Origin of the sequence: Sphingomonas morindae, assembly GCF_023822065.1 — a bacterium.
GTDB classification, from domain to species: domain Bacteria; phylum Pseudomonadota; class Alphaproteobacteria; order Sphingomonadales; family Sphingomonadaceae; genus Solisphingomonas; species Solisphingomonas morindae.
In genome coordinates this window covers 3304788-3327740 of sequence record NZ_CP084930.1, presented here as the reverse complement: position 1 = coordinate 3327740, position 22953 = coordinate 3304788, and the positions used below count along the sequence as shown (strand labels likewise).

At 69.1% G+C, this 22953-nt stretch carries 13 protein-coding genes; 9 read left to right on the top strand and 4 right to left on the bottom strand.

Annotated features, from left to right (window positions below):
* Positions 1-15 precede the first annotated feature (15 nt).
* From LHA26_RS16105 to LHA26_RS16090, 4 genes are all read left to right on the top strand, one after another.
* The gene (locus tag LHA26_RS16105; RefSeq protein ID WP_252166586.1) at positions 16-1740 is read left to right on the top strand and encodes a FecR domain-containing protein; all 1725 of its coding nucleotides are present in this window, start codon (positions 16-18) and stop codon (positions 1738-1740) included.
* Positions 1740-4079, top strand: a complete 2340-nt coding sequence (locus LHA26_RS16100; RefSeq protein WP_252166585.1) for a putative bifunctional diguanylate cyclase/phosphodiesterase — start codon at positions 1740-1742, stop codon at positions 4077-4079. Before LHA26_RS16105 ends, LHA26_RS16100 begins: the two co-directional genes overlap by 1 nt.
* A 158-nt stretch (positions 4080-4237) precedes the next feature.
* On the top strand, positions 4238-5395 hold the full coding sequence (locus LHA26_RS16095; RefSeq protein ID WP_252166584.1) for a glycosyltransferase: 1158 nt from the start codon (positions 4238-4240) through the stop codon (positions 5393-5395).
* Between the two features lie 103 nt (positions 5396-5498).
* A complete protein-coding gene (locus LHA26_RS16090; RefSeq protein ID WP_252166583.1) occupies positions 5499-7106 on the top strand; it encodes an alpha-N-arabinofuranosidase in 1608 nt (535 codons plus the stop codon).
* Between the two features lie 18 nt (positions 7107-7124).
* On the opposite strand, the gene LHA26_RS16085 is transcribed toward LHA26_RS16090, so the two are convergent.
* From LHA26_RS16085 to LHA26_RS16070, 4 genes are read right to left on the bottom strand one after another with little or no spacing between them, the layout of a single operon-like run.
* The gene (locus tag LHA26_RS16085; protein ID WP_252166582.1) at positions 7125-8192 is read right to left on the bottom strand and encodes an alpha/beta hydrolase; all 1068 of its coding nucleotides are present in this window, start codon (positions 8190-8192) and stop codon (positions 7125-7127) included.
* 36 nt (positions 8193-8228) lie between these two features.
* The gene (locus LHA26_RS16080; protein ID WP_252166581.1) at positions 8229-9896 is read right to left on the bottom strand and encodes a GH39 family glycosyl hydrolase; all 1668 of its coding nucleotides are present in this window, start codon (positions 9894-9896) and stop codon (positions 8229-8231) included.
* A gap of 2 nt (positions 9897-9898) precedes the next feature.
* Positions 9899-12244, bottom strand: coding sequence for a glycoside hydrolase family 95 protein (locus LHA26_RS16075; RefSeq protein WP_252166580.1), 2346 nt, complete (start codon positions 12242-12244; stop codon positions 9899-9901).
* A 30-nt stretch (positions 12245-12274) separates the two neighbouring features.
* The gene (locus LHA26_RS16070; protein ID WP_302898079.1) at positions 12275-12934 is read right to left on the bottom strand and encodes a SapC family protein; all 660 of its coding nucleotides are present in this window, start codon (positions 12932-12934) and stop codon (positions 12275-12277) included.
* Between the two features lie 280 nt (positions 12935-13214).
* On the opposite strand from LHA26_RS16070, the gene LHA26_RS16065 reads away from it, so the two are divergent.
* From LHA26_RS16065 to LHA26_RS16045, 5 genes are all read left to right on the top strand, one after another.
* Positions 13215-16259: a TonB-dependent receptor gene (locus tag LHA26_RS16065; protein WP_437441224.1), complete on the top strand. Its 3045-nt coding sequence runs from the start codon at positions 13215-13217 to the stop codon at positions 16257-16259.
* A gap of 59 nt (positions 16260-16318) precedes the next feature.
* On the top strand, positions 16319-17008 hold the full coding sequence (locus tag LHA26_RS16060) for an acetylxylan esterase (RefSeq protein WP_252166578.1): 690 nt from the start codon (positions 16319-16321) through the stop codon (positions 17006-17008).
* A gap of 35 nt (positions 17009-17043) precedes the next feature.
* Positions 17044-18492 (top strand): family 43 glycosylhydrolase, encoded by a 1449-nt coding sequence (locus LHA26_RS16055; RefSeq protein WP_252166577.1) that lies wholly within the window; start codon positions 17044-17046, stop codon positions 18490-18492.
* Positions 18493-18697: 205 nt separating this feature from the next.
* Positions 18698-19585 carry an SDR family NAD(P)-dependent oxidoreductase gene (locus LHA26_RS16050; RefSeq protein ID WP_252166576.1) on the top strand — a complete coding sequence of 296 codons (888 nt, stop codon included), beginning with the start codon at positions 18698-18700 and terminating at the stop codon, positions 19583-19585.
* Between the two features lie 252 nt (positions 19586-19837).
* A complete protein-coding gene (locus LHA26_RS16045; RefSeq protein WP_252166575.1) occupies positions 19838-22891 on the top strand; it encodes a TonB-dependent receptor domain-containing protein in 3054 nt (1017 codons plus the stop codon).
* The last annotated feature ends 62 nt before the right edge of the window (positions 22892-22953 follow it).

Below are 22953 nucleotides of genomic sequence, written 5' to 3'. Positions count from 1 at the left end.
GTTAGAGGAGTGAGGATGCGACGCGCGCTGCTGGGCCTGTTGACTGCCACCGCGCTGGCCGGGGCCGCCCGCGCCGGCACGCCGATCTGGATCATCTCCGAAGCCTCGCCCGGGGTGATGATAAGCCATGCCGGGCTGGTGAAGGCCGCCGCGCGGGGTGGCCGCGCCGAGATCGGCGATGTCGTCACCACGGGCCCCAACGCCCGCGCCGTGCTGGTGCGGGGCGAGGAATATGCCGTGGTCGCGCCCAATTCGCGGCTGCAGGTGGCCGATCCGGCGGCGACCGGCGGGCTCACCCAGTTTCTCGAGAAGATCGGCAACGTCGTCTATAGCGTGAAGAAGATGACCAACCCGCATTTCGGGGTGCAGACACCCTATCTCGCGGCGGTGGTGAAGGGCACGACGTTCAGCGTCACGGTCAACGATGCCGGCGCGTCGGTGCAGGTGGTCGAAGGCGCGGTCGAGGTGGCGACGCGCGATGGCGGCGCGCGCGAGATGCTCCGCCCCGGCGCGATCGCCTCGGTCGGCGCGGGCGATGTCGGCGCGCTGACGATCCAGGGCAGCACCACGCGCACCATCCGCTCGCCGAACGCGCCCGCGCCGGCGCGGACCACCGCCGCGGCCCCGACGGCGCGCGCCGCCGCGCCGGTGGCGCCCGTCGCCGCCATCGCCGCGATCCCGGCGACGATCAGCCCCGCGCCCGTCGCCGCGATCCCGGCCAGCGCCGAGCGGACCGAGACCGGTTCGGTGAGCACGGGCGTGATGGGGAACGCCGCCAAGCCCAGCGCCATCGCGGCGGTGGAAGAGGGGCCGGCGCCGCTCGCCAATCTCACCGGCGGCCTCGTCACCGGCCAGAGCGCGATGCAGGTGGCGGTCGCCACCGCCTCGTCCTCGGGCGCGGATCTCGCGGTCGCGGTGGCGACGCAGAAGCCCGCCGCCGTGGTGGCGACGGGTGGCGGGGCGGGTCTGTCGGGCGGAAATGGCGCCGGCGCGGCGGGGAACGCGGCTGGCAATAGTGCGACGGGCGCGGGCGCGTCGACCAGCGGCAATGGCGCGGCCACGAGCAACGCCGGCGGCAATGGCAACGGCGCCGCGACCGGCAACGCGGCGGGCGCCGGCACTGGCGCCGTGACCGGCAACGGCAATGGCGCGGCCACGAGCAACGCCGGCGGCAACGGCAACGGCGCCGCCACCAGCAATGCCGGTGGCAACGGCAATGGCGCGGCCACGAGCAACGCCGGTGGCAATAGTAATGGCGCGGCCACGAGCAACGCCGGTGGCAATGGCAATGGCGCCGCCACCAGCAACGCGGGTGGCAACGGCAATGGCGCCGCCAACAGCAACGCAGGCGGCAACGGCAATGGCGCCGCCAACGGCAACGCCGGTGGCAATGGCGCGGCCACCAGCAACGCAGGCGGCAACGGCAATGGCGCAGCCAACAGCAATGCGGGCGGCAATGGCAAGGGCAATGGCGCCGCGGTCGATACCGGCGCGTCGGCGAACGCCGGCCCCGGCAAAGGCAATGGGCCCGACGGCAATGGCCCGCCGGGCCAGGCGGCCGGCGGCCCGGGCAAGGGTAACGGCCCCGACGGCAATGGCCCGCCGGGCCAGGCGGGCGGCGGGCCGGGCAAGGGCAAGGGTCCCGACGGCAACGGTCCGCCCGGGCTGGTCGGCAAGGTCGTTGGCGCTGGCGAGGACGCTGCCGCTGCCGGCCTGAAGGGTCTCAAAGGCGCGAAGTGATGGGCCGCGCGTCTGGCGGACCGGCGCGCGTCCGCCGGCCCGGCTTCTTGGCGGACTGGCGCCGCGTGGATCGCTGGTTGCCGGTGCTCGTCGCGCTGGTGATCGGGCTTTGCGCCTGGGGGCTGGCGATCGGCCATGATCTCGAGCGCGGCTTGAGCGGCTGGCGCGCCGGGCTGCGGCCCCGCGCCGCCTCGGGCGCGCTCGTCTTCGTGGATATCGACGCGCGCTCGCTCGCCGCCTTCGGCCACTGGCCCTGGCCGCGCGACCGCTATGTCGAGACGATCGCGCGGCTGAACCGCGCCGGCGTGCAGACCATCGCCTTCGACGTGGATTTCTCCTCGCCCTCGCAGCCGGCGCAGGATGCGGCTTTGGCGCAGGCCATCGCGCGTTCGCGCGCGCCGGTGCTGCTGCCCACCTTCCGCCAGGCGAGTTCCGAGGGATCGCGCCGGGAGGTGGAGAATCTGCCCATCCCGATCCTGCGCGACAAGGCCCAGCTCGCCGCCGTCAACATCTTCGCCGATCCCGACGGGGTGGTGCGCTCCTATCTCTATGGCGTGATCACGGCGGGCGTGCCGCGTCCGTCGATCGGCGCGATGCTCGCCGATGCGCCGGGTCGCGCGGGCGGCGGCTTTCCGATCGATGGCTGGATCGATCCCGCCACCATCCCGCATGTCAGCATTCTCGATCTGCTCGCCGGGCGCGTCCCGGCGGCGCAGCTGGCGGGACGGAGCGTGCTGATCGGCGCCTCCGCGATCGAACTGGGCGACCGCTATTCGGTGCCGGGACGCGGCATCATCCCCGGCCCGGTGATCCAGCTGCTCGCCGCCGAGACGCTGCGCCAGAATTCGATTCCGACCGATCATGGGCCGGCGCTTCCGCTGCTGGTCGCGGTCGTGGCGGTGGCGCTGATGGTGCGCGGCGGCCCGCTGCGCCGTGCCTTCGCGCCAGGCATCGCGGCCGTGCTGATCCTCCTCCTGCCGCTCGCCGGGGAGGCGGCGCGGCTCGGCACCTTCCGGATCGCGCCTGCGCTGCTCGCCCTGTTCGGCGGTGGCGCGGCGCTGCTCTTCCACGGCGCGCTGCGCGCCGCGCGCGAGGCGCGTCATTTCGACGCGGAAACGGGTCTGGCCAATGGCCGCTCGCTCCAGGAGCTGGTCGCCGCCACGCCGGGGGCCAAGGTGGTGGCGCTGCGGCTCACCAATTTTGCGGACGTGGCCAATGTGCTGGGGCGCGAACGGGCGGTCGAGTTCGTGACGCGCATCGCCGAGCGGCTTGCCCAGGCGGGCGATTCGCCGGTCCATCGAAGCGACGAGACGATGCTCGCCTGGCTGTGTCTGGCCGGCGACGCCGAAGAAGAAATCGAGCGGATCGATGCCGCCGCCGCCATGCTGCGCCTGCCCTTCGATCTCGCCGGGCGCCAGGTGGAGCTGCAGCACGGCTTCGGGCTCGCGCCGGCGGAAGATCGCGACGCGCTCACCCGCGCCGGCAAGGCGGCCGATCAGGCGGTGGCGCGCGGCGTGCGCTGGATGCGCTACACCGCCGATATGGAGAAGGAGAGCGCGTGGCGGCTCGGGCTCGCCACCGAGCTCGATCAGGCGATGGCGGCGGGCGATATCTGGGTCGCCTATCAGCCCAAGCTCGATATCGGCGCCGCCCGCATCACCGCCGCCGAGGCGCTGGTGCGCTGGCGTCACCCCGAACGCGGCATGATCCCGCCCGATGCCTTCATCCCGGCGCTGGAGGAGAGCGGACGCATCGCCGATCTCACCCTCTTCGTTCTGGAACGCGCGCTGGCCGATCGCGAAGCCTGGGCGGCGGCAGGCGCGCCGCTGGCGGTGGCGGTGAATCTCTCCGCGCTTCTGCCCTCCGATCCCGCCTTCGTCCTGCGGCTCGAAGCGGTGCTGCGCCGCCATCGGGACGCGGTGCCGCACCTCACGCTCGAAGTCACCGAAAGCGCGGCGATGACCGATCCGGAGCGCGCGGTGGAGGCGCTGCACCGGCTCGCCGCGCTGGGCGTGGCGCTGTCGATCGACGATTACGGCACCGGCCAGTCGACGCTCAGCTATCTGAAGCGGCTGCCGGCACGCGAGATCAAGATCGACAAGAGCTTCGTCCTCACGCTCGAGAAGAGCCGGAGCGACCAGGCGATGGTGCGCTCAACCATCGAACTGGCTCATGAGCTGGGCTTCAAGGTGGTGGCGGAGGGCGTGGAAACCGAGGCCGTGCTGCGGATGCTGTCCGGCTTTGGCTGCGACACGGCGCAGGGCTGGCATATCGGCCGCCCGGTGCCCGCCGACGAACTGCTCGCCCGGATCGCGCCGAAGCGTGCCGCCGCGGGCTGAGGACGATCGGCGCGCCGGCTTTCAGCCCCATCGACGACCATTCTCGCCGTCGAGCATGAATGTTGCAGTCGGACCCGATCATGTCAGGACTATATCGGAGGTGAAATATCCTGAAATCCCGCTATCGAGCTTGATCCAAGCTTGGGGGGAGCGGGGGGATGCACGATCGGCTTCATCATGGATCGGCCTATGTCAGCGGGCCATCCGGTCTGCGGATCGGCGTGGCGCTGCAGGATTTCGCCCTGGGCGGAACCGAGCGGATCGCGCTGCGGCTCGCGCGGCACTGGGCGCAGCGCGGCGCTGCGGTGACGCTGTTCGCCGGCGCGGCGCAGGGCCCGCTGGAGCCACTGCTGGACCCGCGGCTCGATCTGGTCGAGCCGGCCGTGGCGATCCCGCGCGGGCCCGGCTCGATGCCGCGCCTGGCGGCGGCGGCGGCGCGCTATTTCGCGCGCTTTCCGGTCGATCTCTGCTTCGTGCCCGGCAATTACCACTGGCCGATTGCTGCGGCGCTGGGCCGGTTGCCGGCAGAGGTGCGGCCGCGCATCGCGGTGCAGGTGAGCGCGCCGCTCAGCAAGCCGCAGCGCGGCCCGGTGCGGCAGATCGGCTATGAGTGGCGGATGCGCCATCTGCTCCGCCGCGCGGATGCCGTCATCACCCTGTGCGCCTCCGCCCAGGCCGAGGCGATGCGCATCCTTCGCCACGCGACCTGCGTGACGATCCCGCTGCCCGCGCTCGACGAGGAAAGGCCGGCCCCCGCGCCCGTGCCCGAGGGGGCGCCGCCGCTGCTGCTCGCCATCGGTCGGCTGGTGCCCGAAAAGGGATTCGATCTGCTTCTCGATGCCTTTGCCGCGCTGCGTGCGCGACACGGCGCGCGCTTGGTGATCCTGGGCGAGGGGCCGGCGCGGCCGGCGCTCGAGGCGCAGATCGCGCGCCTGGGGATCGGCGCCGATGTCAGCCTGCCAGGCTACACCGGGGACACGCGCGCCTGGCTCGATCGTGCGCGGCTGCTGGTGCTGCCCTCGCGCTTCGAGGGCTATGGCGCGGTCGTGGTGGAGGCGCTGGCCGCCGGCCGGCCGGTGGTGGCGACCCGGGCGACGCCGGCGGCGGAGGAACTGCTGCGCGATCCGCTGGCGGGCCGGGCGGTGCCGATCGAGGATTGCGCGGCGCTCGCGGCCGGGATCGAGGCGCTGCTCGCGGCGCCCCCGCCGCCGCCCGCGCACTTGGCCGCGCTGGTCGACCGCTTCCAGATCGACGACGCCGGAACCCGCTACGAACGCCTATTCCACGCGCTGCTTCGCGCCCGCGTCGCCGCCTGAACCGAAGCGTCTGACCGGACATGATTTTCCTTTCGCCACGCGCGCCTTCCCCTAAGACAGGCTGAACGCCGCGCCACGCGGGCCGCGGCGCGAGGAGGATGGAATGGCGGCGATCTCGGACACCCGGCCAAATCGGGGCGGCCGCCTGCGACGCTTGGTCGTCGCGGCGCTGGCGCTCGCCGTCGCCGCGCCCGGTCTGGCCGAGCCCGTGGTGACGCTGCGCATCGCGCGGGACGCGCCGGGGCCGGTGATCGCGCGCGATATCTTCGGCCAGTTCGCCGAGCATCTCGGCACCGGCATTTATGGCGGCGTCTGGGTCGGCCCGAAATCGCCCATTCCCAATGTGCGCGGCATCCGCAGCGACGTGGTGGCGGCGCTGCGCGCGCTCCGCGTACCCAATGTTCGCTGGCCCGGCGGCTGCTATGCCGATGAATATCATTGGCGCGACGGGATCGGCCCGGCGGCGGGGCGGACCCGCACGCTCAACGCCAGCTGGGGCGGCGTGATCGAGCCCAACGCCTTCGGCACTGATGAATATATGGATTTCCTGCAGCAGATCGGCGCCGACGCCTATGTCTCGGTCAATATCGGCTCCGGCAGCCCCAAGGAGGCCGCCGACTGGCTCGACTATATGACGGCGGACAAGCCCACCAGCCTCGCCGCGCTGCGCGCCGCGAACGGCCATCCCGCACCCTATCGCGTCAAATATCTGGGGCTGGGCAATGAGAATTGGGGCTGCGGCGGCGCCATGTCCGCCGATCATTATGTCGAGCAGATGAAGCAATATGCCCATTACGCCCGCGATCTCGATACCGCCCGGCCCAAAGGCGAGGCGATGCGCCGCATCGCGGTCGGCTGGGACGGGCTCGACGCGGACTATACCGAAGCCGTGATGAAGGCCTGGAAGAGCAAGGCCTGGAGCTGGGACATCGATGGCGTCTCGCTCCACAATTACGCGACCGGCGGCTGGCCGCCGCATCTCGCCAGCAGCGATTTTGGCGAGGGCGACTATCTCAGCCTGCTCGCGGACGGCATGGCGATGGACGGCAAGATCGCAAAGCAGAGCGCGATCATGGATCGCTACGACCCCGAAAAGAAGCTGGCGCTGGTGGTCGATGAATGGGGCGCCTGGCTCAAGCCCAATGCCGGCAGCAATCCGGGCTTTCTCCAGCAGCAGAACTCGTTGCGCGACGCGCTGCTCGCGGCGGAGACGCTGGCCATCTTCATCCGCCACGCCGACCGCGTGCGGATGGCCAATATCGCGCAGATGGCCAATGTGCTCCAGTCGATGGTGCTGACCGACGGGCCCCGGATGGTGCTCACCCCCACCTATCACGTCTACAAGATGTTCGTGCCCTTCCAGGACGCGCGGCTGGTGCCGGTGGCCGTCCAGGGCCAGCCGCGCCTGGCCGCGAATCCCGCCATTCCGCGCGTCGATGCGGTGGCGGCGCGCGATGCGGCGGGCCGGCTGTGGCTGGCGGTGACCAATCTCGATCCCGCCGCGCCGGCCGAGATTCGCCTCGAAGGCCTGCGCGCGGCCGATGCCGCGGGCCAGATCCTCACCGCGCCGCGGGTGGATGCGTTCAACAGCTTCGCCGCGCCGGATCTCGTGCGCCCGACGCCGTTCGCGGCAACGGCGCGCGGGGGCGTGCTGACGCTGCGGATGCCGGCGCATGCGGTGACGGTGCTGGCGGTGCGCGAGACGCGCTGAGCCGCCGCCCGCGCGCGGTCAGTGGCGCAGCGCCCGGCCGAAAAAGGGCAGCAGCGCGTCCTCGAACCGGAAGGCGACATGGCTGACATGCGTACCCGGATAGATTTCGAAGCTGTTGGCGATGCCGTAGGCGTCGAGCCGCTGATGCAGGCGCCGCGCGTCGTCGCGAAGCCCGTCCTGATCGCCGACATCGATGGCGATCGCCGCGTAGCGCCGTAGGTTGCCGACATATTGATCGACAAAGGCGAGCGGCGCGTTGGCCGCCCATTTGGCGAGCACGTCCGGCTGCACCACGCCATGCTCCACCGGCAAATCGCTGTAGAGCGGCGGCTTGCGCGGATTGGGCGACCAGGCCGCCGCGCTGGCGAGCTGGGCGCGCAGCAAAAAGGGCAGGCGCGCCGAATCCGCCTCGGTGACGACCTTTTCCAGCTGCGCGGCCGAGGCGATATCGATCTGGTCGGCGGTGCGCGGCGCGAGGCAGCAGGGGCTCATCATGTAGAGCGCGCCGAACATGTCGGGATGCTTCATGCCGATGCGCGCCGTGCCATAGCCGCCCATGGAATGGCCGGCGAGACCGCGGCTCTCCCGATGGGGCAGGGTCCGGTAGCTGCGGTCGATATAGACGACGAGATCGCGGGCGATGAAGGTCTCGTAATCGCCCGTGGTGACCGAGCTTGAATAGAGCGAGCCGTTATGCTTGGTTTTGGCATCTGGGAAGACGATGATCATCTCGGGCAAACCGCGGGCATAGGCGTTGCCGATGGCCCGCTCGGCATGGATCTCCTTCATCCATTGCTCGGCGCCGATGGAATAGCCGTGCAGCGCGTACAGCACCGGGTAGCGGCGGTGCGGCTGGCGGGCATAGCTGGGCGGCAGCACCACGAAGACGGTGCGATCCGCCGAATCTCCCTCCAAACTGCCTTCCAGCGCGGCGCCATGGACGAGACGCCGCTCAATGGTGAGCGCGGGCGCGTTGGCAAGCGCGGGGGGCGTGTCGGTGATCGCCTGGCCAAGCGCCGGCGCGGCCAGCGCGAGCGCCAGTCCGGTCAGGAAGAGCGCGGGCAGGGTGCGCGAACGGCGGGACATCGGGACCATGCGTGTTCCTCGCTATAATAGGGGCGCTCAGGCGCCGATTTCGATCAGGGCGACGCCCTGGCGTGGCAGGCGCAGCGTGGCGGTGCCGTCCACCATCGGAAGCGCCTCGGGCCGCAGCCGCGACGCCGCCTTGAGCCGCTCGATCTGCGCGCGATCCGGCCGCGCCGGGCTGCCCATCGCCTGCCATGCGCCGAAGCTGTTGGCGTGGGTGGCATCGACGCGCCAGAGCCGCGCGCGCGCCAAGCCGTGGCGGCCCGCCACCCGCAGCCGGATCGCCGCCTCTGGGCCGGGCACATCGTCATCATGATAATGCCAGAGCAGGATCGCGCTGCCGCCGGTGGCGGTGCGGGTCGCCAGCACCCCCACGTCCGGCGCGGCGCGCACCCCCGCCTGCAACAGCGTATCGAGCGGCACCGCGCGATCGCTGCTGGCGGCGATCTGGCGCGGACCGAGCCGGGCGAAGAGGCGGAACACGTTCAGCACCGCCAGATCGACGCCATTGCTCGCCAGCTGCCGATAGCCGGCGAACCAGGGCTGGCCGACAAAGGTGAAGGACCAGGAGAGCGCGCCGTCGAGCGTCACGCCGCGCCTCCGCGCCAATTCCCAGAGCCGCGCGTAGCTGGCCGCCGTATAGCTCGCATAGAGCGGCCCGTTGCGATAGGCGTTCGCCGGGCCGGGGCAGGCGGCGCAGCCTTCCGGATCATTCTCGCCAATCACGATCGGCTTGGCGGCCAGCGCGGGGATGGCGGCGATCTTGGCGAAGCCCTGGTCGGCGGTGCGGAGCTGGTCGGCGATGCCCATGCGGACATGGCCGTCCACGAGCACGGGCTGCCCCTTGGCGTGGAAGGAGAGGAAATCGGTGGGCGTGCCCCGCGCGCCGTTGGCGTAGTTGGTGTCTTGTGTCACATGGTGGAGGAAGCGGTCCATGAAGGCGCCGCCCGCGCCGGCCACGTCCGGGCCGCCCACCCGCGCCGTCGGCAGCGCGCGGCGCACGGCGGCGATTGCGGTATCGTGCAGCCTGAGGAATTGCTCCACGTCGCCGGACCAGTAGAAATCGAGATTGGGCTCGTTCCAGACCTCGAAATACCAGCGCTCCACCTCGGCGCGGCCGTAGCGCGCCACATTGTGCCGGGTCCATTGGTAGATCAGCTCGGCCCATTGCTCGTACTTGGTGGGCGGATAGGACCAGCCGGCGGTGATGCCGGCATAGCTGTTGCCGGGGTGCCAGGGGCGCCGATAGGGTACGCCCGCCGGCGCCGAGGTCAGGGCCGCGGGCATGAAGCCGATTTCTAGATAGGGATGGATGCCGCGCGCGCGGTAGCGATCGAGAATGCCATCGACGATATGCCAGTCATAGACGGGCTTGCCGCCGCGCATGGTGAGCGCGTTGGTGCTGCCCCATTTGAAATCGGGGGTGCCGTCGCCGCTGGTGAGCAGATTGTGCGCGCGGAAATAGATCTGGCCGGGCCGAAGCGCGCCCAGTTCGGCGAGCAGATGATCGCCATCGGGGCGGGTCGCGTAATTGGGTTCGTCGGCGCCGAAGAAGCGCCAGATCGGCGGCAGCGCGGCGATGGTGCGCGCGGGATCGACCTGGATCTCGGTGGCGAGCGGGGCGGGCGGGGGCGCCGTTCCGGCGGGCGCCGCCGCCAGCATCGCCAGCATCGCCGCCAGCGGCGCGCGCCAGAATTTCGTCATCGTCAGGCCTTCCGCAGCGCGGGGCCGAGCAGCCGCAGCGGCCGGCCGGATTGGAGATGGTGGCGCGCCGCAATGGGTCCGGCGCGCACGAGGATGTCGAGCGGCCGGTCCGGACGCAGCACGGCCTCGGTCAGGCGGCCGTCCCGCCACGCCAGGTCCACGCCGCAACCGCCACGCGCGCGCAAGCCCGTCACCCGGCCCTCGGGCCAGGCGGCGGGCAGGGCGGGAAGCAGCCTGATCTCGTCCTCGATGCTTTGCATCAGCATCTCGGCGATGGCGCGGGTGCCCCCGAAATTGCCGTCGATCTGGAACGGTGGATGCGCGTCGAACATGTTGGGATAGGTACGCTCCGGGCCGAGCAGAAAGGCGAGGATGCGGTGCGCGTGATCGCCCGCGCCCAGCCGCGCCCAGAGATTGGCGCGCCAGGCGGTCGCCCAGCCGGTGCTCTCGTCGCCGCGCAGCTCCAGCGAGCGGCGCGCCGCCGCCGCCAGCGCGGGGGTGCGCAGCGGATCGATCTGGCCGCTCGGAAACAGGCCGTAGAGATGCGAGACATGGCGGTGATGCGGCTCCGGCGCGGCGCCGTCCCAATCCTCCTGCCATTCCTGCAACTGGCCGAGCCGTCCGATCTGATCGGGCGCAAGCCGCGCGCGCGCCGCGCTTAGGCTCGCGGCGAAGGCCGCGTCGATGCCGAGCAGGGTGGCGGCGCGTTCGGTCTGGGCGAAGAGGTCACGCAGGATCTGCTGGTCCATCGCCGGCCCGGCGCAGAGCGAGGCGCCGCCGGGATGAACATTCTCGGGCGAGAGCGAGGGGCTGGTCACCAGATGGCCGGCGGCGTTGGTCTGGAGCGTATCGAGAAAGAACAGCGCCGCGCCGCGCATCAGCGGATAGATGGCGCGCAGCGTTTCGGGATCGCGGCCATAATCGTAGCGATCCCAGAGATGCGTGCAGAGCCAGGCCCCGCCCATCGGCCACAGCCCGAACTGCGCCCCGTCGATCGGCGCGGTGGCGCGCCAGGCGTCGCTATTGTGATGCGCCACCCATCCGCGCGCGCCATACATGTCCCGCGCCGTGCGCGCGCCCGTGATGGCGAGCGTGCGCACCATCGCGATCAGCGGCTCGGTGCATTCCGGCAGGGCGGTGCACTCGGCCGGCCAGTAGTTCATCTCGGTGTTGATGTTGATCGTGTATTTGGAGCCCCAGGGCGGCTTCACGCTGTCGTTCCAGAGCCCCTGCAGCGTCGCCGGCTGGCCGCCGGGGCGCGAGGCGGCGATCAGCAGATAGCGGCCATAATGGAAGTAGAGCGCGGCGAGGCCCGGATCGCCCGCGGCATTGTCGGCCCGGATGCGCGCGTCGGTCGGCCGGTCGGCGGCGGCGCCGCGGCCGAGATCGAGCCGCACCCGGCGGAACAGCCGGCGATGCGCCCGCGTCGCGTCCTCGGCGATGCGTGCGAAGCTTCGCGACGCGGCCTTGTCCAGCGTGGCGCGGACGGCGGCTTCGGGATCGCCTGTGGTATCGTCGAAGCGGCGATAGCTGGTCGCCATCGCCAGGATCATGGTGACGCGATCGGCGCCGCGCACGCGCAGCCCGTCCGGCCCCGCGAGCATCTGTCCGCCGCTCGCCCGCACACGCAGTTCGGCCGCGAAGCGCAAGGCCCCGGCCACCCCATGTTCGGCCGGCGCGCGGCCCGCCAGATGGATCGCGTCGCCCGCGGCGGCGATGGTGGCCGGATGCGACGACTCGAGCGCGACATCGAGATCGATCGCGTCGGGCCGGTCGGCACGGAGTTCGATCCCGATCAGTTCATCGCCGGGCGAGGCGAGCATGACACGCTGGAAACGGACGCCGCCGGCGGTGAAGTCTGTGGTGGCGCGCGCGCTGTCGAGATCGAGCGCACGGCGATAGCTGCCGGGCGTCACCGGCGGAAGGCCCGGCATGGCGAGCCGAAGATCGCCGACCGGCTGATACGACATTTGCTGCAAGGGACGCGCCATCAGGCGCGCATTGGCGAGCGCCTCGGCCTCGGCATAGCGGCCGGCCGCGATCAGCCGGCGCACCTTGGGCAGGGCGGCGCGCGCCTCCGGATTGACGGGATCATAGGGGCCGCCGCTCCACAGGCTCGAGTCGTTGAGCTGCACCCGCTCCTGCGCCGTGCCGCCGAAGACCATCGCCCCGAGCCGGCCATTGCCGATCGGCAGTGCCTCGGTCCAGACCGAGGCGGGTCGATCATACCAGAGCATCGTGTCGCGATCGGGCGCTGCGTCGGCCCCGGCCCGGGCGATGCCGGGGCCGCAGGCAAGGCCGGCCGCGCTGCCCAGAAACATCCGTCGGCTGACCGTGCCCTGATCCACCGCGTCTCTCCTTGCGCCTGGCGCGTGCCGCTAGAGCCGTCGGTTGCGGCGTTGCGCGAGCAGGCCGATCTGGCTGAGCGAGCCGAGCAGGGCATAGATGGACTGTAGGGCGCCGGTCTCGAACAGCGTCGCGATCTCGCCGGGATCGAGCGCGGCGAGCGCGTCGCGGCTGATCGTGTAAAGCCCCTCGAGCGTGATCGCCTCGCCGCTGTCGAACGCAAGATTGATGTCGATTTGTTCGACCAGACGCAGCGCCAGCAGCCGCTGGATCAGCGCCTCGCTCTGGCGCAGCCCGGCGTCCATCAGGGCGAGCGCACGCTGCGCCTCGCGCAGGCCATCGGTCGGCGCGCCATTTTCATCGAACAGCGCCACGCCGCGATCCGACACAAAGCGCGGATGATCGCGATCGATGACGACAGCGCCGTCACCGACGAAAAATCCCTCGCGCACCAAGTCGAGCGGCATGGCCGCGTCGAGCGCGCCCGACTCGTCGATCAGGAGATTCTCGCCGGCGGTGAAACCGAAGACGGCGCCGAAGTAGAACTGCCCCGTATCGGGGCTCTTGGTGAGGAGAAGGGGGCAGCGCGCGGCGATCGAGTCGAATTCAGCGGGGACGACTTGAACGAAATGCCGCCCTTCGGCTGTCGGGCGCCGCATGCGCAGGCCAGCATGAAGGCGCGAATCCAGCATCTGCCACGTGCCCATCCTCGTCCCCTTGTTCCGGCGGCTTTGTGGCCGGATCGCGCCTGCGCTTGGCCAAGCTCATAGCCCGCGCACCGGCTTTGGCAAAGGCTTTCCCATTACCCCTACAATTCAATATTGCAGGATCGTCATGTGCCGGATAAGGTAGCGCTAACTATTGGAGATGGGGGCAGTCCCGCGCGCGCTTAGCCGTGCGCCGCATCGGCCTTCACCTACCGGTAGATAATGAAACTCCGGGTTTTCCGGAGCAGGGAGAAGGATGACGGGCATGGCAGTGCACGATCGTAGAAACTCGTCTGCAAAACATCGCAACAATCGCGCAAGAATAGGACTGGCGGCCGCGTGCAGCTTTGCCGCGCTTGCGATCGCGATGCCGGCCCATGGCCAGAGCGCCGATCCGAGCAGCGCGCAGAACAGCGAGAGCCAGCCGGCGCCCGGCGTCCAGCCGGCGGTGCCGAGCACGGCCAACAGCATCGGCGCGCAGGAGGCGGGCCAGCCCCAGGACGAGGCGACGGCGCCTGACAGCAACAAGGCCAACACGCTGCCCGCGGGCGGCGGCAATGGCGAGATCGTGGTCACCGGCCTGCGCGGCTCGCTCCAGCGCAACCTCGATATCAAGCGCTCTTCGGTCGGCGTGATCGACGCCATCTCCGCCGAGGATATCGGCAAATTCCCGGACTCGAACGTCGCGGCCTCGCTCCAGCGGCTGCCGGGTGTCTCGATCCAGCGCTCTGGCAATCGCGGCGAGGCGACGGGCATCACCGTGCGCGGCTTCGGAGGCGATTTCAACACCACCCTCTACGACGGTCGCCGCATCTCCACCGGCACCGGCGGCCGCCAGATCGACTTTTCCACGGTCGGCTCCGACTTCATCGGTCAGCTGAGCGTGCTCAAGACCCCGGACGTGACGTTAAGCTCCAGCTCGATCGGCGCCACCGTCGATATCGGCTTTCCCAAGCCCTTCGATCATCCGGGCTTCCGCATGGCGGCCAGCGCGTCGGGCTCGGTGCAGGACCGCTCCGGCAAGGTGGTGCCCACCGCCGGGCTGCTGCTGAGCGACACATTCGCCGACGATACGATCGGCGTTCTCGCCGACGTGATCTACACGCATCGCGATACCACCAGCAACCGCGTCTCGGTGTCGGGCTGGCCGGGCGGCTTCTACGCGCCGTGCCAGCTGCAGGGCAGCACCGCCGCCACCTGCACACCCACCAGCGCCGCCAACGCGCCGGCCGATCAGAAGCAGACGATCGTCGGCTGGTATCCGCAGCAATATGTCGTAGACCAGGAATTCACCAAGGATCGTCGCATCGACGGACGGATCGCGCTGCAATGGCACCCGTCCGACGCGCTGATGCTGACGGTGGACGATAATTACTCGCGCCAGAAGATCGTGACCGACATCTATGGCGTCGGCGTCTGGTTCAATCAGGGCGATCTGCGCAACGTCCAGCTCGACAGCAACGGCCAGGTGCTCAACTTCACCCAGGCCGGCTCGCCGACCGACTTTACCTCGGCGATCAACACGCAGGTTCTGCAGACCAATCAGATCGGCGGCAATCTCAAATGGGATCCGACCGAGCGGCTGCATGTCGAAGGCGATGTCAGCTATGCCAAGAGCTGGCTCAATCCCAACGGCAATATCGGCAGCCAGAATGGCGATATCGGCTATGGCGGATCGCTGAGCAACGTCACCGGCCTGCAAATCAACGGGAACAGCTCGAGCAGCTTCCCCACGCTGACCACCTATGGCCCCAATGGCAGCGCCGCCGACTATACCAATACCGCGCTGATCGGATCGCACGTCACCGTCAATCAGACGCAGCGCAACACCGATGCGCTGAAGCAGGCGCGCCTCACCGCGTCGTGGAAGCAGGACGATCTCACCGTCAAGATCGGCGGCCAATATTATGAGGATCGGTTCAAGCTGCTGAACACCAGCACCTTCACCAACAATTTCTGGCAGGCCTATGCGGGCTATGGCGCGCCTTCGGGCCGCACCACGGGCATCGCGCCGCTGCCCGCCAGCCTGTATCAGGGGACGATCAGCCTCAACAATTTCATCCCCGGCTTCAAGGGCGCGCTGCCCCCGTCGCTGATCCGCTACAGCCCGATCGACTATCAGAATTTCCTCTCCGGCCTGGGCAACCCGCAAACCACCAACATCCCGGGCTTCAACAATATTCCGGGCTTCACCGGCAGCTTCGACCAGATGGTGGATCCGGGCAGCATCCAGGATATCCGCGAACGGACCTGGTCGCTCTATATGAGTGTCGCCTACACTACCGAGATCGGCGGCATGCCCTTCCACTTCGCGGCGGGGCTGCGCAACGAGAACACGCATCTGCGTTCCGGCGGCCAGGGCCGGCTCCCCGTGTCGATCGCGACGAGCAGCGCCGATCCGACCCTGCTCTCGGTCAGCTTCGGACCGACCAGCACGATCACCGCCAAGAGCAATTACTCCTATCTGCTGCCCAGCGTCGATGCGCGGCTCGAGGTGACGGACCGGCTCCAGCTCCGCTTCGATGCGTCGCGCACGCTGACGCGGCCGGGGCTGAGCCTGTTGACGCCGGTGGTGAGCGTCGGCAGCGGCCAGCGCGTCAACGCGCTCACCGCATCGGGCGGCAACCCCAATCTCAAGCCCTATCTCGCCGACAATTTCGATGCCGCGGCGGAATGGTACTACAAGCGCAACTCCTATCTGTCGGTCGACTTCTTCCTGAAGAACGTCAGCAACTTCATCGTCGGCGGCGTGACGCGGCAGCAGATCAACGGCGTGGTCGATCCCACCACCGGCCAGCCGGCGAGCTTCGCCGTCTCGCAGCAGATCAACGGCCCCGACGCCACGGTGAAGGGGGTGGAGCTGGCCTGGCAGCAGGTGTTCGGCGATACCGGCTTCGGCTTCCAGGCCAACGCCACCTTCGTCACCACCAACAAGCCTTACGACAAGGCAAATATCTCGCAGACCGGCTTCGCCGTGACCGGGCTTGCGAATTCCGCCAATTTCGTCGGCTTCTATGACAAATATGGCTTCCAGTTCCGCGCGGCGCTCAACTGGCGCGACGAGTATCTGCTCCAGTTCGGCCAGAACCAGAATACCGGCCAGTTCGGATCGGAGCCGACCTTCGTCAATGCGAGCCTCCAGCTCGATCTCACGTCCAGCTACGACATCAACAAGCATTTCAGCGTGTTCGGCGAGATCCAGAACGTCAATAACAACCAGCAGAGCACGCATGGCCGGTTCAAGAACCAGCTGCTGGACGTGTTCGATTATGGCCGTCGCTTCGTCTTCGGCGCGCACTACCGCTTCTAGCCCGATGCCGGCGGGGTGCACGCCCCGCCGGCCTTCGCCCCCGGCCCGAGGAGATGAGGATGATCCGGCCAAAGTCCCGCTGGCGCCCGGTATCGCGCTGGTTTCTGACGGTGGCCGCGCTGGCCGCCACGCCCGCCGGCGCGGCGCCCGGCGCCTGGTTCCAGCCGGCGGCGGCGGGCGCGCTGCCCGCCGACGAGGATGGCTTTCTGCGGCGGTGGCTGCTGCTGGAGCCGATCCTCAAGCCCAATCGCAGCAATGCCGGCTTCACGCCCAGCTATGTTCGCGCGGCGCTGGTGCCGCCCGCTTCGCTCGGCGGCGCGAGTTATATGGCGCGCGCGGGCGATGTGGTGCGCGAAGCGGGCGGTCCGCAGCGCTGGCATGCGCTGGATGCGCGCGATTTCGACGTAAAATTGTTCAATTTCGCGCAGGATTTCGCCAAACCGACCTATGGCGTGATCTTCTGGGTGGAGACGATCGTCGAGAGCCCGCGCGCGATGCGCGACGTGCGGCTCGCGGTCGGTTCCAACGCGGCGTCGATATGGTGGCTCAACGGCGTCGAGGCGGCCGGCCTGTTCGGGGACCGGCGCATGGTGGCGGACGATGTCGTCTCGCCCCGGCTGACGCTGCGCAAGGGCCGCAACATTCTTCGCGGCGCGGTGATCAACGGCCCCGGGCTCAGCGATTTCTGCGTGCGCTTCCTCGACGAGCAGGGCCGGCCCGTGCCCGGCCTCGCCAGCCGGACGCTCTGAGCCGCCCATCCCGCCTTCCTCCTGACCCCGGAGACATGATGCGCTGTTCCGCCCTTCTCACCGCCGGCCTCGCCGCGCTGCTGGCGCTGCCCGGTCCGGCGACGGCCCAGCTCGCCGGCCGGCCCTTCATCCACGATCCCTCGACGATCGCCTTCTCCAACGGCCGCTACTGGACCTTTGGCACCGGCAAGGGCGGGCTCGTCTCGGAGGATGGCTGGACCTGGCAGCCCGGCGGGGTGCGCCCCGGCGGCGGCGTCGCCCCCGACGTGATCCATATCGGCGATCGCTATTATGTCGCCTATGCCGTGGGCGGCGGCGGCATGAACGGAGGCCATGCGAGCGACATCAAGGTGATGTGGACCAAGAGCCTGGATCCCGCCGCGCCCGATTTCGGCTATCACGAGGTCGGCACCGTGGCGCGCAGCGACGGGATCGAGGATTGCGACGCGATCGACCCCGCCTTCCTCCTCGCCGATGGCCATTTGTGGCTGAGCTATGGCACCTATTTCGGCTTCATCCGGATGGTGGAGCTGGATCCGGCGACGGGCGCGCGCAAGCTCGGCAACCAGCCCGTCAATGTTGCGATCGATATGGAGGCAACCGCGCTGCTCTACCGCGACGGCTGGTATTATCTGCTCGGCACGCACGGCACCTGCTGCGACGGGCCCAATTCCACCTACAATATCCGCGTCGGCCGATCGCGCGCGCCGACCGGCCCCTATGTGGATCGCATGGGCGTGCCGCTGCTGCGCGGCGGCGGCACGCTGGTGATCGGCGCGCACGGCCGCTCCATCGGCGCCGGTCATTTCGGCCTGCTCGATCTGGGCGATGGCGTCGAGAAAATGTCGCTGCACTATGAGGCCGATATGGATCGCAGCGGGCGCAGCGTGCTCGGCATCGAGCCGCTGCTCTGGCAGGATGGCTGGCCCGTGGCCGGCGAGACGGTGAAGGCCGGCAGCTACGAGATCCGCTCCGCGCGCAGCGGTGGCGCGCTCGAGCTGGCGGTGGACGCGGTGCGCATCCCCTTCGATGTGCGCCGCAGCTTCTTCGCGCCGCCCGACGCGCCCGTCGCCCCGCTGCCCAATCAGAGCCTGGCGGACAATGAAGCGACCTGGCCCAAGGGCGCGGCGCCGGTCGATCTCGGCGATTTCATGGTGCGGCCGCACCAGCGCTGGCGGATCGAGCCCGTGCCCGAGGCCGGCGGCGCCTTTGGCGCGCCCTATTACCGCATCCTGATCGCCGGCACCGATCGCGCGCTCGCGGCGACCGAGGCGGGGGAGGTGACGACCGTGCCCGCCTTCACCGGCGCCCCGGCGCAGCTGTGGCGGATCGATCAGCTCACCGATGGCCGCTATCGCATCATGCCGCGCCAGGCGCGCGGCGCGGCGCCGCTCGCGCTGGTGGCGGCCGGCGCCAGCACGCCGACGCTGGCGCGCTTCGATCCGAAGAGCGAGGCCGGGCGCTGGGAGTTGCGCGGCCTGTAAGGCGGGGCGGGCGGGCGGCCGTCGCCGCCGCCCGGGTGTCGCCGCAGCGCTGCACCATCCTGGCCCGCCGGGCGCAGCCGAGGCGGAAAGCCGGGCGGCCGCCGCTTGTTCCGACCCTCGCGCGGCACGATGCGCGCGTGGGACAGGAGCAGGCGATGCGAAGCGATGCACAAAGGGATCATGCGCCCGGCCGGGAGCGGGGCGCATGAGCGGCGCGGCGGCGGCGGCGCTGTCGGGCAAGGTGGCGGTGGTGACGGGCGCGGCACGCGGCATCGGCCGCGCGGCGGCGGTCGCGCTGGCGCAGGCCGGCGCCGACATTGTCGGGATCGACATCGCCGGCCCGGTCAGCGCCATTTTGGATTTCGCCCCCGCCCGACCGGCGGACCTGGAGGCGACCGGCGCGGCGGTGGCGGCGGCGGGACGACGCTGGCTGGCGATCCAGCTCGATCAGCGCGATCTCGGCGCACTGCGCGCCGCCGCCGATCAGGTGCGCGCCGAATACGGGGGCTGCGACATCCTCTTCGCCAATGCCGGCATCCAGGCCTTCCGTCCGATCCTCGAGATGGAGGATGCGGATTGGCACGATCAGATCGACGTCAATCTCACCGGCACGATGAATGTGCTGCGCGCCTTCGCACCGCTGATCAAGACGCGGGCCGAGAAGACGCGGCAGGGGCGCATCATCGTCACCAGCTCCACGCAAGGCCAACATGGGACCAAGTTCGGCGCGGCCTATTCGGGCTCCAAATGGGGCCTGATCGGCGTGGTGAAATCCGCCGCGCTCGAGTTCGGCGCCCATGGCATCACCGTCAACGCGCTGATCCCCGGCCTGATCGACACGGTGCTGACGCGCCATGAGGATCGCTATGCCCAGGCGATCCAGGAGAGCGGCAAGACGCCGAGCGGCAATCCCGCGCAAGACGAAGCGACCGCCCGCGAGTCGATGCTCGCCAAGACCCCGCTCGGCGTGCCCTGGATCGATCCGGAGGATGTCGCGCCGATGGTCGTCTTCCTCGCCTCCGATGCCGCGCGGATGATCAGTGGCGGCACCTTCGGCGTGACCGGCGGCGACAGCGCGCACGGCGCCTCCTGATCGCGCGCGCCGCCGCGGGCCATGGCTTGGCGGCGGCGGCACGTGGCGGAAATCCACGTCGCGCAGCTTTCTTTCAATACCAATCAAGCCTTTGTATTGAACTGGGCCTATTCCTGTGACAAACTCGTGGCGCGGCGATGCTCCGGCACCGCCGCCAATCGACACCGCCCGGTTAGGGCGGCGCGCTCATCTCGGGGCACCGCAAGGCCGTGCCGCGTGTGATCGGTTCTCAGGGTTAGAAGGGGGCCCAGTATGCTGCGTACCAAAACCATGTTGCTTGCCGGCGTATGCGTTTCCACCGTCATGGCCGCGCCGGCGCTGGCCCAGGGCCAGTCCAATCCCAGCGGCGCGCCGATCGCGCCCGAGGGCGCCACCAGCCAGGCGCGCGGCGTCAGCGACAGCAATGACGCGGGATCGATCGTCGTCACCGGCTCGCGCATCACGCGACCCAACGCCACCGCCGCCGCGCCGATCACCTCGGTGACATCGGAGGCGATCCGGGCGCAGGCCGCCGTCAACGTCGAGGATGTGCTCAACCGCGTGCCGCAGATCGCGCCGGACAGCCAGCAAAACTATCAGGATTCGGACGGACGACAGCGGATCAAGCTGCGCAACCTCGGCTTCGAGCGCACGCTCGTGCTGGTCGACGGCAAGCGCCTGGGATCGATGAATGGCGAAGACGTCAACATGATCCCCACCACGCTGCTGAAGCGGATCGACGTGCTGACCGGCGGCGCCTCCGCCGTCTATGGATCGGACGCGATCGCGGGCGTCGTCAACTTCGTGATGGACGATGATTTCCAGGGCATCAGGATCGACGGCAACTATAATTTCTACGCGCACAAGAACTCGCCCGGCCTCGTCTCGCAGGTCGCCAGCCAATATGGCTTCGCGCAGCCGGCGCGTGGCGACACCGCCGATGGCGGCCGCTCCGATCTGACGCTGACGGTCGGCAAGAAGCTGCTGGACGACCGCTTCCACATCTCGGCCTATGTCGATTATCGCAAGATCCAATATGTGCCGCTCTCCGCGCGCGAGACCTCGGGCTGCAATCTGACGCAGACGGTGAAAGACGGGCCGCTCGGCTGCTCCACCACCATGTACACCGCCACCGGCTATGTCTCGCCGCAGGCCGGGCCGAACGCCGGCGCGGGCTTCATCAACAATCCCGATGGCAGCCGCGGCTTCGTGCCCTATTCGGACGCGCTGGCGGACAATTATTACAGCACCATCTCCTTCCAGCGCGCCGACGAGCGCTGGAATGCGGGCAGCTTCGCCTCGTTCAAGATCTCGGACGCCGCCGAGCTTTATTCCAACGTCATGTGGTTCCGCGACAAGTCGCAGAACTACTTCCCGGCGCGGATCCTGAGTTCCGCCAACTACACCAACGGCGTCTATTCGGTCGGCTGCAACAATCCCTATCTCTCCGCCAGCCAGGCACAGGCCATTTGCGGGGCGGCCGCCGGCACCGCCACCACCGTGCCCGTCGATCTGCGCTACCGCCTCACCGGCGTGCGCGACCAGGAGGATCGCTATCTCAACAACGGCCTGCGCATATCGAGCGGCGTGCGGGGCGAATTCGCCAAGGGCTGGCGCTATGACGTGGGCGGCGTCTATGCGCGCAACCGTCAGGAATATGCCTGGGCGCGCCCGAGCATCGACCGCATCAACAACGCGCTGAACAGCGTCAGCACCAACGGCACGATCAGCTGCGTCAACGACACCGCCAATGGCTGCGTGCCGCTGGATCCCTTCAGCGCCTATTCCAGCACCAACAACCAGGCGCTGTTCGATTATATCCTGAACGGCACCTATGGCCACCAGATCACCGTCAACAAGCTGTACGACGTGCTCGCCACGGTGCAGGGCGATCTCGGCACCTATGGCATCAAGAGCCCCTGGGCCGAGCAGGGTGTCGCCGTCGCGCTGACCGGCGAATATCGCCGGGATTCGCTGCAAAGCTTTGTCGACCAGAACTGGATCGCGCTGGCGGGGGGCAGCAACCAGAGCCTTGCGCAGCACGCCTGGGAGGGCGGGCTCGAGGTGCAGGCGCCGATCATCGAACATCGCCCCTATGCCGAGCTGCTCCAGGTGAACGGCGCCTATCGCGCCTCCAAATATAGTAGCAATCCCGACACATTCTCGACCTGGAAGGCCGAGGCCCTGTGGGCGCCGGTGCGCGACATCACCTTCCGCGCCTCGATCAACCGCGCGCAGCGCGCGCCCACGGTGGTGGAAGCGTTCCAGGGCAAGAATATCGGCTATGGCCGCATCACCAACACCTACAACGATATCTGCGCGCCCAGCATCGTCGGCACCACGGTCGATCCGCGCACGGGCCAGCAGTCCAACGTCTATGGCGCGCCGGCGGCGTCGGCGGCGGCCTGCGCGGCGACGGGGCTCGCCGCCAATCTTTATGGCAGCCCGACCCTGCTCTGTCCCACCGATGTCGGCTGCACCTATCGCAGCGGCGGCTTCACGGTGAATCCGGAAACGGCGTATACCAAGACGTTCGGCGTCGTGCTGCGGCCGCGCTTCCTGCCGGGGCTGAGCGTCTCGGTGGATCGCTTCATGATCGATCTGAACGATTCGATCGGCTACAACGACACCAGCTATTTCTCCAATGGCTGCGCGGCCACCGGTAGTGCCTTTTTCTGCGACATGTTCGTCCGCAATCCCGATGGCACGCTGTACAGCGATCCGGCGAGCAATCCGGGCACGGGCTTCATCCGCCAGGGCACGACCAATTACTACAAGAGCAAATCCTATGGCTGGGATCTGCAGGGCCAATATACGCTGCGGCTGCGCGAGCTGGGCCGGCTCGACTTCGACTTTTCGGGCTCGCTCACCACGCTCGCCGGCGGGCAGGATTCGCCGATCCTGCCGCGCTACAATTGCGCCGGCTATTATGGCGGCAGCTGCGGCCAGCTCATCCCGAAATGGACGCACAGCCTCCGCACCACCTACACCACGCGCGACCAGCTCTTCAGCGCGTCGTTCAACTGGCGCCATCTGAGTTCGATGACGAACGTGAGCAACTCGAACGATCCGGCGCTGGGCGGAACGGCGGATACGGCGCGGAGCAGCTACTATCGCATCCCGTCCTACGATTATTTCGATCTCGCGCTCGGGATTCACTTCAAGAAGGGCTATTCGATCCAGATCGCGGCGAACAATCTGTTCGACCGCAAGCCGCCGCTGGTGCCGAATTCCTACGGCTACAGCCTCTCCTACGCCAACACCTTCCCGCAGCGGTACGACTCGCTCGGCCGCCAGATCGCGATCTCGGCGACGACGCGCTTCTGATCACAGGCCGCTCCCGGGGCGCGTGCCCCGGGGGCGCGCGGGCGGGGCGGGTCTTGCCACCC

Bases quoted from the DNA above. Each gene is read 5' to 3' on its own strand.
- LHA26_RS16070 (WP_302898079.1), bottom strand. From the start codon at position 12,934: ATGCTGGATTCGCGCCTTCATGCTGGCCTGCGCATGCGGCGCCCGACA.
- LHA26_RS16085 (WP_252166582.1), bottom strand. From the start codon at position 8,192: ATGTCCCGCCGTTCGCGCACCCTGCCCGCGCTCTTCCTGACCGGACTG.
- LHA26_RS16045 (WP_252166575.1), top strand. From the start codon at position 19,838: ATGCTGCGTACCAAAACCATGTTGCTTGCCGGCGTATGCGTTTCCACC.
- LHA26_RS16105 (WP_252166586.1), top strand. From the start codon at position 16: ATGCGACGCGCGCTGCTGGGCCTGTTGACTGCCACCGCGCTGGCCGGG.
- LHA26_RS16100 (WP_252166585.1), top strand. From the start codon at position 1,740: ATGGGCCGCGCGTCTGGCGGACCGGCGCGCGTCCGCCGGCCCGGCTTC.
- LHA26_RS16050 (WP_252166576.1), top strand. From the start codon at position 18,698: ATGAGCGGCGCGGCGGCGGCGGCGCTGTCGGGCAAGGTGGCGGTGGTG.
- LHA26_RS16090 (WP_252166583.1), top strand. From the start codon at position 5,499: ATGGCGGCGATCTCGGACACCCGGCCAAATCGGGGCGGCCGCCTGCGA.
- LHA26_RS16065 (WP_437441224.1), top strand. From the start codon at position 13,215: ATGGCAGTGCACGATCGTAGAAACTCGTCTGCAAAACATCGCAACAAT.
- LHA26_RS16095 (WP_252166584.1), top strand. From the start codon at position 4,238: ATGCACGATCGGCTTCATCATGGATCGGCCTATGTCAGCGGGCCATCC.
- LHA26_RS16055 (WP_252166577.1), top strand. From the start codon at position 17,044: ATGATGCGCTGTTCCGCCCTTCTCACCGCCGGCCTCGCCGCGCTGCTG.
- LHA26_RS16080 (WP_252166581.1), bottom strand. From the start codon at position 9,896: ATGACGAAATTCTGGCGCGCGCCGCTGGCGGCGATGCTGGCGATGCTG.
- LHA26_RS16060 (WP_252166578.1), top strand. From the start codon at position 16,319: ATGATCCGGCCAAAGTCCCGCTGGCGCCCGGTATCGCGCTGGTTTCTG.